Source organism: Bacillus salipaludis, from assembly GCF_004358205.1.
On sequence record NZ_SMYO01000007.1, the window covers coordinates 12,848 to 29,657 of the forward strand.

Here is a 16,810-nt window from a genome sequence, read left to right on the forward strand (position 1 = left end):
ATAATTTATGGGCAAACTGCGAAATTTGTTAAAATTACTCGTTTTACCTCGAAAACCAAACGAAAACTTTAATTTGCTCTAAAATCTAGTTTTTTTTAAGTTTGACAAAATAAATATTTTTTGCGTCAATTACAATATGTAGTAGTGTCGAAATTAATGCGAACACTATATGTTGATTTTTTGTGTGTCGATATGGTACCTTAAATGTATTAAACCAACTAGGTCTAGCATGAAACTACTAGAACTAGCACAATAGATTGATTTTATTATTTGAAGGAGTTGTTCTCATGTCGGTTGTGTTTAGACAAAAAATGAATATTGATTTCGAGAGGTTGAATGAGGAGATCCACTTATTTCCCCAGGTACACCCAGTTACCCCTGATATGAAAATAACTCACAAGGGTGTTTCACGCTTGGTCATGCTGGACCGTTACACCTTTAAAGACACTGAAAAAATTACCCTCAAAAATGGTGACTTTGTCGTTCTTACAATCAAGGAAGATCCAAAATTCCCAGCACGTGGTTTAGGATACATCACGGATATAGACTGGGAGAATAAAAAGGCTAAAGTTTTAGTGGAAGAGGAATTCAGAGGAGTTTTAGATGATCCGGAAGAGGCGAGCACAGGTATTATTTCTCGCTCACTTGATGTTATTGAGAAACCTTTAGAAATTTTTTATGAGCAAATTGCGAAACGTAATGCCACAGGACTTGCTTCCGTTGAAACGACAGAGGAAAAGCGGAGAGAGTGGTTTGAGAGGTTTTATAATGAACTCGTAAATATGAATTTTATTCCTGCCGGGCGTGTTCTTTACGGTGCAGGGGCGAATACGGATGTAACGTTTTTTAACTGTTACGTGATGCCTTTCGTGGCGGATTCTCGTGAAGGGATTTCGGATCACCGAAAGCAGGTAATGGAAATCATGAGCCGCGGTGGCGGTGTCGGAACCAATGGTTCCACCCTAAGACCACGAAACACCTTGGCAAGAGGCGTAAACGGTAAATCATCAGGTTCTGTATCTTGGTTGGATGATATTGCGAAATTAACGCATCTAGTGGAACAAGGTGGATCGCGCAGGGGTGCGCAGATGATCATGCTGGCTGACTGGCATCCAGACATTATTGAATTCATTATTTCAAAAATGCAAAATCCAAGAATTCTGCGATTCTTAATTGAAAATACAAAAGATGAAACGATCAAAAAGCATGCGAAAGATAAGTTGAAGTTTATGCCATTAACACTTCAAGAAACTGCGATGTACCAAGGAATTGTAAATTATAAAAACATCCCTGGAATGGGTGGATTTAGCGAAGGAATTATCGCTGATGCAGAAGAAAAGTTAGAAGTCGGAGGAACTTTTGCAGTCCATAATTCAGAATTCTTAACAGGGGCAAATATTTCTGTTTGTTTAACAAAAGAATTTATGGAAGCAGTTGAAAATGATAGTGATTATGAACTGCGATTCCCATACGTTGAACATTACGATGAAGAAGAAATGAAGGTATACAACGAAGAATGGCACAAAGTTGGAGACGTTCGTGAGTGGGAAAAACTTGGTTATAAAATTCGGACCTACAAAAAGATTAAGGCCAAAGAACTTTGGAACTTAATCAACATCTGCGCAACCTATTCAGCAGAGCCAGGGATTTTCTTTATTGACAATGCAAACGACATGACAAATGCAAAAGCATACGGACAGAAAGTAGTTGCAACAAATCCGTGTGGTAAAGTGGCTTAGTTTGCCTCACGTTAAAAACTGCGGAATAAAGCGGGGACTCTGAGATTGAGAATCCGAACCGAAGGCTGGATGTAAAGGTTCAGTCAGGGGCAACGCATAGATGGTGAACCTCGAAAGAGAATATAACCCATCCACGAGGCCGCAGCATTACATTGTGTAATGAAAAGATATGCTGAACTTACGGGAAGTGAACCGTAAGAACTATCGGATAAAAAGCCGATGGGATAACAAACTGGAACAACCACTTGCACCGTTTTCCGTGTGTAACCTTGCCGCTGTGAATCTTGCAGAAATGGCTAATAAGGAAACCAAAACGGTTGATTTTGAAAAACTTAAGAAAACAGTTTCTGTAGGAGTAAGGATGCAAGATAACGTAATTAACGCGACTCCTTACTTCTTAGATGAAAACAAAAAGCAAGCACTTGGTGAACGACGTGTTGGTTTAGGTGTAATGGGCTTGCACGACCTACTCATTTATTGTGAAACAGAGTATGGCTCTGAAAAGGGAAACCAGCTTGTAGATGAAGTTTTTGAAATGATTGCGACAACAGCTTATAGAACATCTGTTGAACTGGCGAAAGAGAAAGGAAGCTTCCCATTCTTAACAGGTGAAACTACTGAAGAAACAAATCATTTAAGACAGGCATTTATCGAAACAGGTTACATGAAGAAAATGCCAGAAGATATCCGCCAGTCTATTTTAGAAAACGGTATTAGAAATTCCCATTTACTAACTGTTGCTCCTACGGGATCAACCGGTACCATGGTTGGGGTTTCTACAGGATTAGAACCTTACTTCTCATTCTCTTACTTTAGAAGTGGACGCCTTGGTAAATTTATTGAAGTAAATGCAGATATCGTTCAAGAATATCTGGAACAGCATCCAGAAGCAGACAAGAACAATCTTCCAAATTGGTTCGTAACAGCGATGGAACTGGCACCGGAAGCACATGCAGATGTTCAATGTGTCATCCAACGCTGGATTGATAGCTCAATCAGTAAAACAGTCAACGCGCCTAAGGGCTATAGTGTTGAACAGGTAGAAAAGGTTTATGAGCGTCTATACCGTGGTGGTGCCAAAGGTGGTACTGTCTACGTGGATGGTTCACGTGATTCTCAAGTGCTAACACTTAAAGCCGAAGAAAACACAGAAGAACAATTATCCATGTTTGAAGATAAACCAAAGCAGCATGTTGTACTAGTCGATACCATAACTGACCTTCGTTCAACAGATGTAACAATTGGATCTGAAGTAGGCAACACCTGCCCAGTTTGCCGCAAAGGAAAAGTAAAAGAAATTGGCGGCTGTAACACCTGTACAAACTGCGGTGCACAATTGAAATGTGGTTTATAAAATTTTACAAAGAGGTTGTCTCAATAAGAGGCAGCCTTTTTCTGTTTTTCGAGTCGAAAAAACGAATTAACTCCATAAAAAATGACAAAACCTCCTATATTTATAACAAACTAGACAGCTTTCTTAGTGAAATTTTTACAAGAAAAGTCGAAAATTGTAATATAACTGTAATCTACCTGTGATGTAAACGTTATCTTTATTTTATATAGTAAAAGTAACAAAACACCTCACAGGGGGATCAAACATGATGTTGAAAAAACTTATCGCAGTTCTCGTCTTTGCAATTACAATAAGTTCATTGTTTACACCTATGGGGGATAAAGCAGAAGCGGCATACTATCATAAGAAAGCGATTTCAGTAGCAAAGGCAAATCTTGGTGTTCCATATAGATGGGGCGGCATGAGCCCTAGAGGTTTTGATTGCTCAGGGCTTGTAAGTTACTCTTATCATAAAGCAGGAAAGAACTTACCACATTCAGCAGCGCAAATGTTTTACACAAAAGGAAAACGAGTTAAATCATCTTTAAGAGTCGGAGATTTAATGTTTTTTGGTCCAAATAAAGCAAGCCGTCCAACCCATGTTGCTATCTACATTGGCAGCGGAAAAATGATTCAGTCCGTCACATCAAATGGTGTTTCCATTACCTATACAACGAATAGCTATTGGAAGCCAAGATTTATTGGGGCTAAACGTATATAAAATAAAAAGAAACATCGGGGACGCCACGATGTTTCTTTTTATTTAGCAGCCATTTCATTTTCCACGACTATTCCCACATAAATTTTCTCCCTGTCCACCGTACTATTTTTTTAACATTGTGCTTAAAGATGTAACAGTGAGTATATCAACTTTGGGAGTGGCTGCCATGAAAATAGACGGCGTTTTTTCTGGAGGGGGTATTAAAGGATTTGCACTAATTGGTGCATGTGAGGAAATTGAAAACCAAGGATTTCAATTTGAACGGGTAGCCGGAACGAGTGCAGGCTCAATTGTGGCTGCATTACTTGCTGCTGGATACTCAAGTAAAGAAGTTTATCAATTGCTTGAAGAGTTAGATATTACAACTATGCTGGATGCAAGAAAAACCTTACTTCCTTTTTCATTGGCGAAATGGCTGCTAGTCTATTTCAAACTTGGACTATATAAAGGAAATGCATTTGAAAAATGGATGAAAGAAAAATTAGAGGCAAAAGGAATAAGGACATTCTCAGATCTTCCTCCAAAAAAACTTAGAGTCGTTGCTTCCGATCTTTCAAATGGCCGGTTAATTGTCCTGCCAGATGACTTGGATAAATATGGTATCACACCAGGTTCCTTTTCAATAGCAAAAGCAATTAGAATGAGCTGCAGCATTCCCTACTTTTTTGAACCGGTAAAAATGCGTTCCATTGAGGGTATAGACGTAATAGTAGATGGCGGGGTCCTAAGCAACTTTCCAATGTGGCTGTTTGATACAGATGACGGTAAGATTAGGAGGCCAGTAATCGGAATCAAACTAAGCACAAGCGAATATGAACACCAAAAACATAAAATCCAAAATGGTATCCAGCTATTTGGCGCATTATTTGAAACAATGAAGGATGCCCATGATGCACGGTATATATCCAAAAAGCATGCAAGGAATATTATTTTTATCCCAGCGGAGGGTGTAAACTTAATTGAATTTGGCTTGACTGATGAAAAAAAGCAAAAAATAGTTGAGATCGGGAGAGCACATGCTGAAAAATTTTTAAAAGTATGGGCATATTAGGCAAAAAAAAAGAGCGTTAAAGTGACGCTCGATTTTTCTTTTTGCCTTTTTTTCCGTCAATTACGGTTAAGTGAGCAGGAGATTTCTTTTTAATTCGGTTGCTTTTCTTTAAAGATGAGAGGGTCCCAAGGGAAGAACTCTTAATTCCTGAGTCCTTCCCTTTATGCTGCAAGCGTTTTTTTGACTGTTTCGCTGCCTTAAGAAATGCCCGCTGCTCTTTTTTCTGAGGGCTCGAATTTGAAAACCTTCGAACAAGGAAAAAGATAACGAGACCAACCAATGCAATGACAAGTATATTCTGAAGAAAAGCAGAAGGATTATTAGTAAATGTTGCAAAAATCCCCAATAAAGCAAGAAGTATTAGCCCGCCAACAATGATAACGGGTGTCCGATTTTTCAAGAAAGCCACCTCCCTATGAGCATCTTAAGCATTTTTTTTATCTTTTAAACACGGAAAAGGCAAAGATTAGACAATTTCCTCTATCTCTACTTGCTTCTCTGTTGCCTCTTCCATTTTTAAGAGTTCCTTAAAGGACAAAATAGCCACTTCAACCTGGTCATTATAGGGTTCTTTTGTTGTTAACAATTGAAGCCATAAACCAGGGAGACCTAAATACTTTAATACAGGAATATCTCTAAGCTTATTGGTAAGCTGTAAGACTTCAAAGGCAATCCCAAGCACAACTGGAATTAATGCCAGCCGGTCAACAATACGTAACCATAAAGGCGAAGTAGGGACAAGCATATAAACAAATACCCCAACAATAACCGTAAACAAGATAAAACTGCTGCCACAACGGTAATGAAGCCGGGAATGTGCTTGCACATTTTCCACCGTTAGTTCCGCTCCGGATTCGAAGGTATTGATTACTTTATGCTCAGCACCATGATATTGAAACACCCTTTTAATCAAAGGTGTAAGGGAAACAAAATAAATATAGCAAAGTAATAAGATTAGCTTAAAAAAGCCTTCAACAAGCACCTGTGCAAAATCGGATGGGAAAATGGTTCTGGTTAATTCGGCAAGGAAGACAGGGATTAACGTAAAAGCAAATTTCCCAAACAAAAAGGAAATAACCCCAATTACAGCGACCCCCAGGTACATACTAAGCTTCGAACCTTCTTTTTCTTTTATTGTATGATCATCTTTTGGGTCCACATCAAATCTTTCTGTTGAAAAATTTAAATGTTTGGAACCATTTGCACTAGCTTCAATGATGGCAATGATTCCACGGAGAAATGGAATCTTTTTAAGATTTGCCAATTGAGGGTTTACCTTCCGAGGTAAACGGAAATATTCAACAGAATGGTCCTTTCTGCGAATGGCGGTAACATAATGATGCTTTCCGCCGAACATAACGCCTTCGACAACCGCTTGGCCGCCGTAAACTGGTTTTTGAGTTTTAGACATGTACATTACACCAACCTTAACAAAGTTGCACATTAGCAGAAAGTAAATCTGTATGTACTTAAATTTATTCTACTAGAAAAAAGAAAAAACCTCTATTGATGTAATAATTTTTCCATTTAAATTAAAAAAATTTTTATATGCAAGGGAATGAAATCCGAAGGACATAATAAAAAGTAATAACATGATGGGAGCATACTCAGAAAAACTCAGTATATCCATTTGATAAAGATAAAAGGAGGTCTATTCCATGGAAAACGATCGTAAGGAAAAAACGTATCCAAAACCAATGTCTTTCCCAATGATGGTTTTTTGGACAGGGCTAATTGGGGGACTTTTTTGGAGTACAATCGGCTGGTTAGCTTACTATTTTAACTTTACGGAGATTCGCCCAAATATCCTTCTAGAGCCTTGGGCCCTTGGCAGTTGGAAATACGGTTGGATTGGAACGCTAATCTCCATACTATTACTTGGCTGCATTTCCGTTGTAGCCGCATTTATTTATTATGCTGCTTTAAGAAAGTTTACCGGCTTTTGGGTTGGACTAGGTTACGGGGTTGTTTTATTTTTATTGGTATTCTTTGTATTAAATCCGCTTTTTCCAAGTATGGATTCAATTGTTGACTTAAACAGAGATACCTTGATTTCTTCTGTTTGTTTATATATCGTATATGGAATTTTCATAGGATATTCCATTAATTATGAGTACCAAAATACCGAAATGAAGCGAAAAGAGACAGCCAGTTAATCATCATGATTAGGCGTATTTAATCTATTATGATAAAATAATTTTGTTGTGCAACCCAAGTACATAGTTCTAAAACTGCCTTTTAAAAGGAGAGTAGAAACCCATGGTGAAATTAGAGAAATTAAGAGAAAGTTTTGCGGCAAACGGGATTGAGGGAATACTGATTACAAGCCCATATAACCGCCGATATGTTTCAAACTTTACCGGAACAGCAGGAGTCGTTTTAATAAGTTCTGAAAAAGCATTATTTATAACTGATTTTCGCTATATTGAGCAAGCTTCAAAGCAATGTCAAGGATTCGAAATTATTAAATTTTCAACTACGATTCCAGAGGAAGTGGCGAAACAGGCCAAACAGCTTGGAATCAACAAGCTCGGTTTTGAAGCGGACTATTTAACTTTTTCTGAATTTAAATCATATGAGAAAGAAATTGAAGGGGAGCTGCTGCCGGTTTCAGGGGTAATTGAAAAATTACGCTTGATTAAGACGGATGCAGAGATTAAGATATTAAAGGAAGCAGCAGATATTGCTGATGCTGCGTTTAAACATATTTTAGATTTTATTCGCCCCGGGAAGACTGAGCTTGAGGTAGCGAATGAATTAGAGTTCTTTATGAGAAGGGCCGGAGCAACGTCTTCTTCATTTGATACAATTGTAGCTTCAGGGAAGCGCTCTGCACTTCCACATGGTGTAGCAAGTGATAAAGTAATTGAAACTGGGGATTTTGTTACCCTTGATTATGGTGCATATTATAAAGGGTATGTATCCGATATCACAAGGACAGTAGCAGTGGGACAGCCGGATGAAAAGCTTAAGAATATTTATGAGATTGTTCTGGATGCGCAGCTCAAAGGAATGGAAGGCATTAAACCTGGGATGACAGGTAAAGAAGCTGACGCGTTAACGAGAGACTACATAACAGAAAAAGGATTCGGTGAATATTTTGGACATTCAACCGGCCATGGAATTGGTCTTGAAGTTCATGAAGGTCCTGCTCTTTCATTTCGTTCTGACCTTGTTTTAGAACCAGGAATGGTGGTTACATGTGAGCCGGGAATTTATATTCCAGGTCTTGGCGGCGTCCGAATCGAAGATGACACATTGGTCACGAAGACTGGTAATGAAGCTCTGACTCACTCAACAAAAGATCTAATTATTTTGTAATGTATATAGGAGGATTTATTGCATGATTTCTGTTAACGATTTTAAAACAGGCTTAACGATTGAAGTGGATGGCGGTATTTGGCGCGTCATTGACTTCCAACACGTAAAACCAGGTAAGGGTGCAGCTTTTGTTCGTTCCAAGCTGCGTAATCTTCGTAACGGAGCCATACAAGAAAAAACGTTCCGTGCCGGTGAGAAAGTTGAAAAGGCCCAAATTGATAACCGCAAAATGCAGTACCTTTATGCAAGCGGAGATCAACATATATTTATGGATATGGAATCTTACGAGCAAGTTGAGCTTCCGGCAACTAGCATTGAGTATGAATTAAAGTTTTTGAAAGAAAATATGGAAGTTCACATTATGATGTTTAATTATGAAACCCTTGGAGTGGAATTGCCAAACACAGTTGAACTTGAAGTTACTGATACAGAGCCTGGAATTAAGGGTGATACTGCTTCAGGCGGTACAAAACCAGCAACACTTGAAACTGGTTTAATTGTTCAAGTCCCATTCTTTATAAACCAAGGTGACAAGCTAATCATCAATACTACAGAAGCATCATACGTATCAAGAGCATAATTTATTTTTAAAAGCCTTAGAGCGGTTCAGCCGTTCTAGGGCTTTTTTTCTTTTCCTTCGAAAAGGCCCATATTTGAAAAGTTTGTGAAATATAAAGGGATAAGTTTTGAACAATTTATTAAACTCATTCTTTATCACTAGTGTGGACATGGCTTGAAGAATAAAATGGAGTTGTATAACGAGGAGCATTTTAGTGTGTTAATTTGCCTTTTTAGATTAGGGGGAGTCCAATGGATAAAATCAAAATTCTTATAGCTGATGATTATCATTTGTTTATCCGCGGCATGGAAAGTATTCTTTCTGAAGATGCATCTCTTCAAATCGTCGGGAAAGCATACAACGGCAAACAAGCCTATGAAATGGCTGTAGAACGCAAACCCGACGTGATTTTATTAGATATGAATATGCCTATTATGAATGGTCTTCAATCCTTAAAAATGATTGTAGGGGAATTGAAGGATGTAAAAGTTTTAATGTTGACGCTGAATGATCGGGAAGAATTATTAGTTGAAGCGCTAAAATCAGGTGCTAAGGGATATTTATTAAAAGATTTACTTCCTAATGAATTGCTGACATTTGTACATATGGTGCATAGAGGAGAAAACATTATTACGGGACAACTGGCTGGGAAAATCATTGAAAACAGCTCGAAGCGGGCAATAAATGGTAAAAATCAAGTAGAATTTATTTTTACTAAAAAGGATGTTTTGACTAAACGAGAGAAGGAAATTTTGTTCCATGTAATGAAAGGCCAGACCAATCGTGAAATAGGTCAAGCATTGCTTATTTCAGAAAATACCGTAAAAAATCATTTGAGAAATATTATGGAAAAGCTTCACATGAATAATCGTGTCCAAGCAGCTGCCTATGCATTCCAGGAAGGCTGGCTGCAAAAAGGGTCATGACCAGCTGAACTAATGACTACAAAAATAATTAAAACCATAAAACTTCACTAAATAGTAAGAATTAAGGGACGTTTGCAAAAAATGTTTTGCTAAAATGAACATGAAATTAGGTTTAGGAAGGAGGGAATTGAAAATGAAGCGAATTGGCTATTTATTTTTGATGGGTATAATAATTGCATTTATTGCTGCCGGATGCAGTTCAAACCAAGCGAACACACAATTTGATAAAAAAAATGCTCCTTTACCGGATTATGTTCTAAACTCTTCCGCAAAAATAAAAGAAACCTATGTAATGGCCTCGAACTATCCAAAGGTATTGGCACAGGTTCCGTGTTTTTGCGGCTGTGGTACGGACGGGCATGATAGTAATTTAAGTTGTTATATTGATAAATTCGATTCAAATATGAAAGTAGAACAATGGGATTCGATGAGTATATCGTGAGACATTTGTATCAATATCGCCCGGGAGGCGGTACAAATGCATCTGGATGGTAAAAATCCAAAGGAAATTTATCGATTAATTAATGAAAAATATAAAGAATATGGGGATCCAACATCCACACCTGAACCAAAGTAGGGATAGCCTTTGAAGAAATTATTCGTTGGAGTTTTTGCTTTGATTTTAATTGCTGCTGCTTTCCTTGGAAAGGGCGTTATTCCTGTTCATAAGGACACCAAAGCGATTGCAGCAGGTGAAAAAATATATCGTCAGCATTGTCTTGCCTGTCACGGACAAACTGGTAAGGGTGAAGGCACAAAGGTCGGGACAGCCATTAATAATCAGCAATTCTTAGGTACGGTGACAAATCGAGATCTATATGAGTATGTGAAATCTGGTAGGAATGGGACAGATATGCCTGCCTACAGAACAATTTTGTCCGAAAAAGATCTAAACCAACTCGTTACCTTTATCCGAAGTTGGCAAACCGACCAAATTAAATTTGCTGCGCCAAAAACTATCTCTGGAAATATCGAGAGGGGAGAGAAACAATATAATCTGTATTGTCTTAATTGTCATGGAGAGGCAGGCACGGGAAAATTAAAAATGGGGACAGCTCTTTCAAATCCACAATATTTAAAATTCACTTCCAATAAGCAAATTTGGATTAGTACGGCTTATGGCCGTGAAGGCACCCGCATGGGTCCATCCTTAAAAGGGCTAGACGGGGTACGGCAATTAAAAAAGGAAGATATTATGGATATTGTTTCCTATATTCGGTCATTAGAAAAGAAAAAGTAGAAATCTGAATCAACTGGATTCAGATCAGATTGTCGAGAAAGGGTATATTTCTCGGCAATTTTTTATTATGCCTGAATCTAAACTACCTCTTTTTCATTAAATATTTATACTGCTAATTGGTCTGTTGATTTCCTCCCCGGCACGCCCGCGGAAAGCGAAGCGCCTGGAGCGGAAATCAACGGACCTGTTAAAAAGCATATATATTAATAATTTTAAAATAAATTAACGGTGAATTGTTAAAAGAATAAAATAAAGGCTATCGGAAGATTTTCGACATTCTGACCTGAATCAATTGGATTCAGTTTTTTTGTATTCTCATTTCATTACATGTGAAAATTTTGTGTTGTTTTTTTGTCAAAAACAGGGCGATTTTCCTCGTTTAACAAAATGTTCAAGAGTGAATCAACCATCGAGTGCTAATACGGATTATATTTATTCCGAAGAGGGCTATGGTGGAAAATAGTACTTTCTGGTGATGAGTTTTCCAATTAAGGGGGATCTAAATGCTAAAAAAGAAATTTGTCCTATTCATTCTTGCCTCATTTTTATCCAGCTTTTGTTTACAAAAAGCAAGTGCAGAAATGGAATATAAGGCAGAAAAATTTCCGTTTAAAGAAATGCAAATTCAGGTAATGCCGGAGTTTGATTACCCGGAGGATTGGCCAAAAGACACTCCATCCTTACTAGTAGGTCAATACGGAACGATTACTAATAAAAGCGGACAAGATTTTAACGGTAAAGTTGAAATTCCTGTGCCTGCAAAGGAAAAAAACTTTCAGGCCTATTTAGTGGCAGAATTTCCTGATGTAAATAAGCCAGAGATTCAGCGGCCATATGATGTTGATCAAGAAAAAGGCATCGTTACCTGGAAACCGAAAAATCCAATTAAAAATAACCAAACCTATCGATTTGTCATCGAATATTACACAAATTCAATAAAAGTTGCAGATAAAAAAAGTTTTACATACGAATTAAAAAATACTGCAGAAATTAAGCAGCTCGACGTAATTTTTTATGCACCAATGAAAGCAAAAGAAATTCAAATGAATCCTAAACCACAAAATACTGAAAAAAGTGAGTATGGAGAAGACCTTTTCTACTACCAATACAAAAACGTTAAATCTGGAGATTTAATGAAATATTCGTTCTCTTATAAGAAATCTGGATCTGAATCAACAATGGCTGCCATGAATAAACAGCAAGCTCCAAAAGATGAAAACCATAAAGGGGTTAGCAGTGGTACTTCAACCGATCAAGTGCTCAATAACAGTACAAGCACTGAGAGTACAACCCCAAAACCGATTATCGGGGTTGGCGGTGCTTCTATAATCGGATTAGCAATTATCATTGCAGGTGCTTTTGTATATATGGGATTCAAAGGGAGATCGCAAATAGAAGCAAAGGGAGCAACTAAAAATAAACAGCAACAATCAAAACAAACCGTAAAAAAAGATAGTATGTCTGCACATGCAGAACAAAAAAAGGAGCTTCGCAAAAAGCTATTGATTGGAAAAATTGATCAAGAGACATACGACGAACAAATGAAAAAATTAATTTGAAGGGGTGATGGGAATGAAGAAAAACACACTCGTATTGCTTGGAGGCTTTGTAATTGCAGGGGCGATTATTTTTCTCTTAATGGCCGCAACGCCGGGGTCAAGCGGGATTGAATTAACGATGAAACAATTACTTGCAACACAGGACCAACATAATGATGATTTTGTCACCGTCGAAGGCTTATTACAGGAAAAAACCATTCAATGGAATCCTGACAAAATTGAATTGAAGTTTGATTTAAAAGATAACGAAGGTAATACGCTTCATGTCATCCATAACGGACCAAAACCGGATAATTTCACTCAAGGAGTCATTGTCATTCTCCAAGGGTCACCGACAACAAAGGACCATTTTAAAGCTGAATCGGTAAAAACGCGATGCCCATCTAAATATGAGGGAAAAGATATGAAAAACTATGATCCTAAAAAACACGCAAAAATGTTAAATAAGCCACCAAAAGAAAACTAAGAGAGAGACATAAGAAGGTGACAAAATGTATTTATTCGCGAATGCAACAATTTATATTGGATTAGCACTTGCCATATACGCTCTTCTCATTATGACACTAGGTATTAGTACAAAGAATCAGCGGTTTATCAATAGTGGTAAGGGTGCAATGGTTGCCCTATTTACCTGCGCAGCGTTTGCTATGATTTCATTGCTGTATCTATTAGCAACCTCTCAATTTCAATATGAATATGTAACAGACTATACAAGCAGTGAGCTTCCGATTATTTATAAACTCACGGCTTTATGGGCAGGAAATTCCGGTTCCCTGCTATTATGGACTTTTTTCTTAACATTGTATTCGATCATGATTGTTTTTTCTAAAAAAATGAAAGGGAACCCAATGGTTCCATATATTTCTGCCATTCTATTAGCCAATGCGGTTTTCTTCTTTTTCGTACTTGGCTTTGTAGCAAAACCGTTCGCAGTACTGACAGAAATACCTGCAGAAGGTAAGGGCCTAAATCCGATGCTTCAAAATCCAGGTATGATTATTCATCCTGTGACCCTTTACCTTGGCTATGTTGGATTAGCTGTTCCCTTTGCATTTGCTATGGCTGCGTTAATCCTGAAAAATGTCGATGATTTTTGGATTAAAATGACAAGACGGTGGACGATTATTGCTTGGTTGTTTTTAAGCTTAGGCAATATCTTCGGGGGGCAATGGGCGTATGTTGAACTAGGCTGGGGCGGATACTGGGCATGGGATCCGGTAGAGAACGCTTCGTTTATGCCATGGTTAACGGCTACCGCTTTTTTACACTCTGTTATGATTCAAGAGCGAAAAAATATGCTAAAGGTTTGGAATATCAGTTTAATTATTGTTTCCTATGCATTGACACTATTTGGAACATTCCTGGTCCGAAGTGGAGTTCTTACCTCTGTCCATGCTTTTGCAAACTCAAATCTCGGATTATACTTCCTAATCTTTATGGGGGTAGCCGTTATTGGGGCATTATATGTGCTGATGAGCCGCTATAGCCTTCTTAAAAGAAGTGCAGGTGAATTTACATCATTTGTTTCAAAAGAAAGCAGTTTCTTAGTTAACAATCTATTATTAGTTGGAGCAGCTTTCGCCGTGTTCTGGGGAACCATCTTTCCGCTTGTTTCAGAGGCTGTTCGTGGTACGAAGGTAACGGTTGGGCTTCCTTTCTTTAATAAAGTAGAAGCGCCAATTCTTTTATCGATGATGTTTGTGATGGCTGTTTGTCCTATGCTTGCCTGGCAACGTTCCACTGTGAAAAATTTAAAGAAAAACTTTATGATTCCCGCGATCCTTGCAGTGGCTGGTATGGTGTTAATGATTGTGCTCGGTATCCAGAAAGCATGGGCGGTTATCGGCTATGGAGTTATTATTCTATTATTTATTACCCACTATTTAGAGTTTTATCGAGGCGTAAGGGCAAGGAGAAAAATGACGAAGGAAAGTCCATTCGTTGCACTTTACCGTTTAATGATTAAAAATCGCCGTCGCTATGGAGGTTATCTTGTTCACCTTGGGATTGCTTTTATCACAATGGGGATTATTGGTTCGCAAAACTACGATTTGCAGACGATGAAAACCGTTCCTTTAGGCGGCTCTATTGACATTAAAGATTATCGTATCAATTATGAACGGCTAGATCAGAAAAAAGAAGGAATTAATGATATTGTCTACGCAGATGTTACGGTCTTTAAGGAGGGGAAAAAGCTTGGCACCTTTGAACCACAAAAGGTCTTTTACGGTAACTGGGAAGAACCCTCTTCCGAGGTAGCAATTATTTCTTCTTTAAAAGAAGACTTATATATTGTCCTAAGCGCCTGGGAAGATGATGGCAAGGCCACATTTGTCGTTAAAGTAAATCCAATGATGGATTGGTTATGGATTGGGTCTTTCATGATTGTGATCGGGGCATTGTTTGCTGTATGGAATGGAAAGTATCAAAATATTACTCCGAGATACACAGGAGTAAAGAAAGAGGTGGCTTAGTATGAGATACAAATATTCTATTGGGCTTATCCTCATTGCTTTTATCTTTCAAGCATCTTTCTTTCGTGTAGATGCCAGAACCATCGATTATAAATCAGCTGAATTTAAAGCGGTAGCTTCACAATTTTCCTGCACATGCGGCTGTGGACAAGATCATTTTGAGTGCGATCCAAATACTTGCAGTCTCACGAAAGAGTTTAAGAAGGATCTAGTTGGCATGATGAATAAGGGCTGGGACAAGGATAAAATCCGCGATTATTACATCAATATCTACGGTGAAGAAATTTTAACTGCTCCCGAAAAAAGCGGTTTTAGCTTGACTGCCTGGATTCTTCCTTTCGTCGTGTTAGGATTTGCTGCCGCTTCATTATTTTTCGTCATTAAAAAATGGGTGAGGAAAAAGGAAGGGGATGAACCTGTCCTTGAAGCTGAAACAAATAAGGATGAAGTTGAAGGAGAAATCCTTTCCTCCATGATTGATGAGGAACGTAAAAAGTATCTCTAGGATGTGAACAAAATGCACGATATCTCAATCATATCAATCATTTTTACAGTTGCATTATTACTGGTCTGTTTATTTTTAACCATATCACCACTTTTTAAATGGGATTCTTATTTGCCGGGCAATGCAAAACCGGAACTGGCTGGGATGAAAGAAGCACTGCTGACAACACTCAATGAATTAGAGTTTGAGTATAAGATGGATAAAATATCGCAAACCGATTATCAACATTTAAAGAAACAGTACGAGATTCAGATTGCCGTGTTGATGAAAGAAGACGAGCATGTCGATGAACAGAAGATGAATCAAGCGCTAATGGCTGAAATAGAACGAGAAATTGAAGCAACTATGAAAAGCTATAAAAAGAAAAAGGGGGAAGGGAAGTGACAAAGAAGATCACCATTTTCTTCCTTGGGTTGCTGATGCTTCTACCCTTAAATGGAATGGCAGCTTCCAATTCAAAGATTTCAATTGATATGCATTATCTTGTAGTAAGCCCTGCAGAAGATGGCTCCACGAATATGATGAATATGGTCAATTACTCTAATGAAACTGCCCAGGAATTTAACGGGGATGGAAAAAGTGAAGGAGTATTAAAGGTGACCTTACCGGCAGGAGCTGCAGATTTAAACTTTTTAGATAGTAAAATAGCAATAAAACAGATGGATACAGGGTTTATTACAAAGGATCCAATCCTGGCTAATCAAACACAGGTTCTTCCCTACAGTTATCGGATGCCAAAGGGTAAGGAAATTAACCTTTCATTTGCTTATCCTGTGCAAACGATGCAGGTCCTAGTCCCTGAAGGCATGGGAAGTGTTGAATTTAAGGGTGTGGAAGCAACAGAACAGGGACTCTTTAAATTTGAAAATCAAAACTATTGGGGCTATAGCGTCGAAGGCATTAAAGTGGACCAGTCCTTTACGATTTTTTATAACAAGGATAAACAGCCTTCCACAGAAGGAACTGCGGCAGCTGCAGAGAAAAATAGCGCTAAAACAACATCCGTTACACGAACGGCACCTGCGTTTCATAATCCCGGGCATATTCGAATGTGGGAGCAATCGGCACTAAAGCGCTTCAACCCGCACATCTTTTTAATCGTATTGCTTGCCATGATTATCGCAGGAGTCTCCTATTTTGCCTACTTTAAAAGAAAAGCGAGACTGGAAGAGGATAGGTTTGATGGAGATAAGGATGAAAAAGCGTTTAAGCTGTTAATGGCAAAACAAAAGGCAATTTTGGATAAAATTCTTGAGCTCGAAGAAACCTTCGGGGATGGAAGCCTGTCTGAGGATGATTATCAGGCAAAACTCAATGCATATAAACAGCATTTGGTCCATGTGAAATTGAGTTTACGGAAATATATAGAGTAAGCTTCTAGT

At 38.2% G+C, this 16,810-nt stretch carries 16 protein-coding genes and 2 pseudogenes; 16 read left to right on the forward strand and 2 right to left on the reverse strand.

Annotation, left to right across the window (positions count from 1 at the left end):
- Positions 1 to 287 precede the first annotated feature (287 nt).
- From E2K98_RS15460 to E2K98_RS15475, 4 genes and pseudogenes are all read left to right on the forward strand, one after another.
- Positions 288 to 1,727, forward strand: a pseudogene (locus tag E2K98_RS15460) (vitamin B12-dependent ribonucleotide reductase); the annotation flags it as partial.
- A gap of 247 nt (positions 1,728 to 1,974) precedes the next feature.
- Positions 1,975 to 3,093, forward strand: a pseudogene (locus E2K98_RS15465) (vitamin B12-dependent ribonucleotide reductase); the annotation flags it as partial.
- A 244-nt stretch (positions 3,094 to 3,337) separates the two neighbouring features.
- Positions 3,338 to 3,793, forward strand: a complete 456-nt coding sequence (locus E2K98_RS15470) for a C40 family peptidase (RefSeq protein ID WP_235824830.1) — start codon at positions 3,338 to 3,340, stop codon at positions 3,791 to 3,793.
- Positions 3,794 to 3,959: 166 nt separating this feature from the next.
- Positions 3,960 to 4,844: a patatin-like phospholipase family protein gene (locus E2K98_RS15475; protein ID WP_133335640.1), complete on the forward strand. Its 885-nt coding sequence runs from the start codon at positions 3,960 to 3,962 to the stop codon at positions 4,842 to 4,844.
- A gap of 16 nt (positions 4,845 to 4,860) precedes the next feature.
- Here the strand turns inward: E2K98_RS15475 and E2K98_RS15480 are convergent, their stop codons facing one another.
- Positions 4,861 to 5,253, reverse strand: a complete 393-nt coding sequence (locus tag E2K98_RS15480) for an SA1362 family protein (RefSeq protein WP_308913882.1) — start codon at positions 5,251 to 5,253, stop codon at positions 4,861 to 4,863.
- Positions 5,254 to 5,310: 57 nt separating this feature from the next.
- A complete protein-coding gene (locus E2K98_RS15485; RefSeq protein WP_133335644.1) occupies positions 5,311 to 6,255 on the reverse strand; it encodes a DUF1385 domain-containing protein in 945 nt (314 codons plus the stop codon).
- 247 nt (positions 6,256 to 6,502) lie between these two features.
- Between E2K98_RS15485 and E2K98_RS15490 the strand changes: the two genes are divergently transcribed.
- The 12 genes from E2K98_RS15490 (at position 6,503) to E2K98_RS15550 (ending at position 16,801) form a co-directional block, all read left to right on the forward strand.
- Positions 6,503 to 7,000: a YqhR family membrane protein gene (locus tag E2K98_RS15490; protein ID WP_133335646.1), complete on the forward strand. Its 498-nt coding sequence runs from the start codon at positions 6,503 to 6,505 to the stop codon at positions 6,998 to 7,000.
- 103 nt (positions 7,001 to 7,103) lie between these two features.
- Complete coding sequence (locus E2K98_RS15495; protein ID WP_133335648.1) at positions 7,104 to 8,165, forward strand: M24 family metallopeptidase; 1,062 nt, start codon at positions 7,104 to 7,106, stop codon at positions 8,163 to 8,165.
- 22 nt (positions 8,166 to 8,187) lie between these two features.
- Positions 8,188 to 8,745, forward strand: a complete 558-nt coding sequence (gene efp, locus E2K98_RS15500; protein ID WP_026572541.1) for an elongation factor P — start codon at positions 8,188 to 8,190, stop codon at positions 8,743 to 8,745.
- Positions 8,746 to 8,975: 230 nt separating this feature from the next.
- Entirely contained in the window at positions 8,976 to 9,650 is a 675-nt protein-coding gene (locus tag E2K98_RS15505) for a response regulator (protein WP_133335650.1), read from the forward strand.
- A 133-nt stretch (positions 9,651 to 9,783) separates the two neighbouring features.
- Positions 9,784 to 10,227: a PCYCGC motif-containing (lipo)protein gene (locus E2K98_RS31705; protein ID WP_372512725.1), complete on the forward strand. Its 444-nt coding sequence runs from the start codon at positions 9,784 to 9,786 to the stop codon at positions 10,225 to 10,227.
- 9 nt (positions 10,228 to 10,236) lie between these two features.
- Complete coding sequence (locus E2K98_RS15520; RefSeq protein WP_133335656.1) at positions 10,237 to 10,890, forward strand: c-type cytochrome; 654 nt, start codon at positions 10,237 to 10,239, stop codon at positions 10,888 to 10,890.
- A gap of 503 nt (positions 10,891 to 11,393) precedes the next feature.
- Entirely contained in the window at positions 11,394 to 12,449 is a 1,056-nt protein-coding gene (locus tag E2K98_RS15525) for a hypothetical protein (protein WP_133335658.1), read from the forward strand.
- A gap of 13 nt (positions 12,450 to 12,462) precedes the next feature.
- Positions 12,463 to 12,915, forward strand: coding sequence for a cytochrome c maturation protein CcmE (locus tag E2K98_RS15530; RefSeq protein ID WP_133335660.1), 453 nt, complete (start codon positions 12,463 to 12,465; stop codon positions 12,913 to 12,915).
- Positions 12,916 to 12,940: 25 nt separating this feature from the next.
- On the forward strand, positions 12,941 to 14,923 hold the full coding sequence (locus E2K98_RS15535; protein WP_133335662.1) for a heme lyase CcmF/NrfE family subunit: 1,983 nt from the start codon (positions 12,941 to 12,943) through the stop codon (positions 14,921 to 14,923).
- Between the two features lies 1 nt (position 14,924).
- Complete coding sequence (locus tag E2K98_RS15540) at positions 14,925 to 15,428, forward strand: cytochrome c-type biogenesis protein CcmH (RefSeq protein WP_133335664.1); 504 nt, start codon at positions 14,925 to 14,927, stop codon at positions 15,426 to 15,428.
- A gap of 12 nt (positions 15,429 to 15,440) precedes the next feature.
- Entirely contained in the window at positions 15,441 to 15,812 is a 372-nt protein-coding gene (locus E2K98_RS15545) for a hypothetical protein (protein ID WP_133335666.1), read from the forward strand.
- The gene (locus E2K98_RS15550; RefSeq protein ID WP_133335668.1) at positions 15,809 to 16,801 is read left to right on the forward strand and encodes a hypothetical protein; all 993 of its coding nucleotides are present in this window, start codon (positions 15,809 to 15,811) and stop codon (positions 16,799 to 16,801) included. The genes E2K98_RS15545 and E2K98_RS15550 overlap by 4 nt, the downstream gene beginning before the upstream one ends.
- The last annotated feature ends 9 nt before the right edge of the window (positions 16,802 to 16,810 follow it).

Coding starts and splice junctions, on each gene's coding strand:
- E2K98_RS15545 (WP_133335666.1), top strand. CDS start 15,441: ATGCACGATATCTCAATCATATCAATCATTTTTACAGTTGCATTATTA.
- E2K98_RS15470 (WP_235824830.1), top strand. CDS start 3,338: ATGATGTTGAAAAAACTTATCGCAGTTCTCGTCTTTGCAATTACAATA.
- E2K98_RS15475 (WP_133335640.1), top strand. CDS start 3,960: ATGAAAATAGACGGCGTTTTTTCTGGAGGGGGTATTAAAGGATTTGCA.
- E2K98_RS15535 (WP_133335662.1), top strand. CDS start 12,941: ATGTATTTATTCGCGAATGCAACAATTTATATTGGATTAGCACTTGCC.
- E2K98_RS15540 (WP_133335664.1), top strand. CDS start 14,925: ATGAGATACAAATATTCTATTGGGCTTATCCTCATTGCTTTTATCTTT.
- E2K98_RS15495 (WP_133335648.1), top strand. CDS start 7,104: ATGGTGAAATTAGAGAAATTAAGAGAAAGTTTTGCGGCAAACGGGATT.
- E2K98_RS15530 (WP_133335660.1), top strand. CDS start 12,463: ATGAAGAAAAACACACTCGTATTGCTTGGAGGCTTTGTAATTGCAGGG.
- E2K98_RS15485 (WP_133335644.1), bottom strand. CDS start 6,255: ATGTCTAAAACTCAAAAACCAGTTTACGGCGGCCAAGCGGTTGTCGAA.
- E2K98_RS15525 (WP_133335658.1), top strand. CDS start 11,394: ATGCTAAAAAAGAAATTTGTCCTATTCATTCTTGCCTCATTTTTATCC.
- E2K98_RS15490 (WP_133335646.1), top strand. CDS start 6,503: ATGGAAAACGATCGTAAGGAAAAAACGTATCCAAAACCAATGTCTTTC.
- E2K98_RS15505 (WP_133335650.1), top strand. CDS start 8,976: ATGGATAAAATCAAAATTCTTATAGCTGATGATTATCATTTGTTTATC.
- efp (WP_026572541.1), top strand. CDS start 8,188: ATGATTTCTGTTAACGATTTTAAAACAGGCTTAACGATTGAAGTGGAT.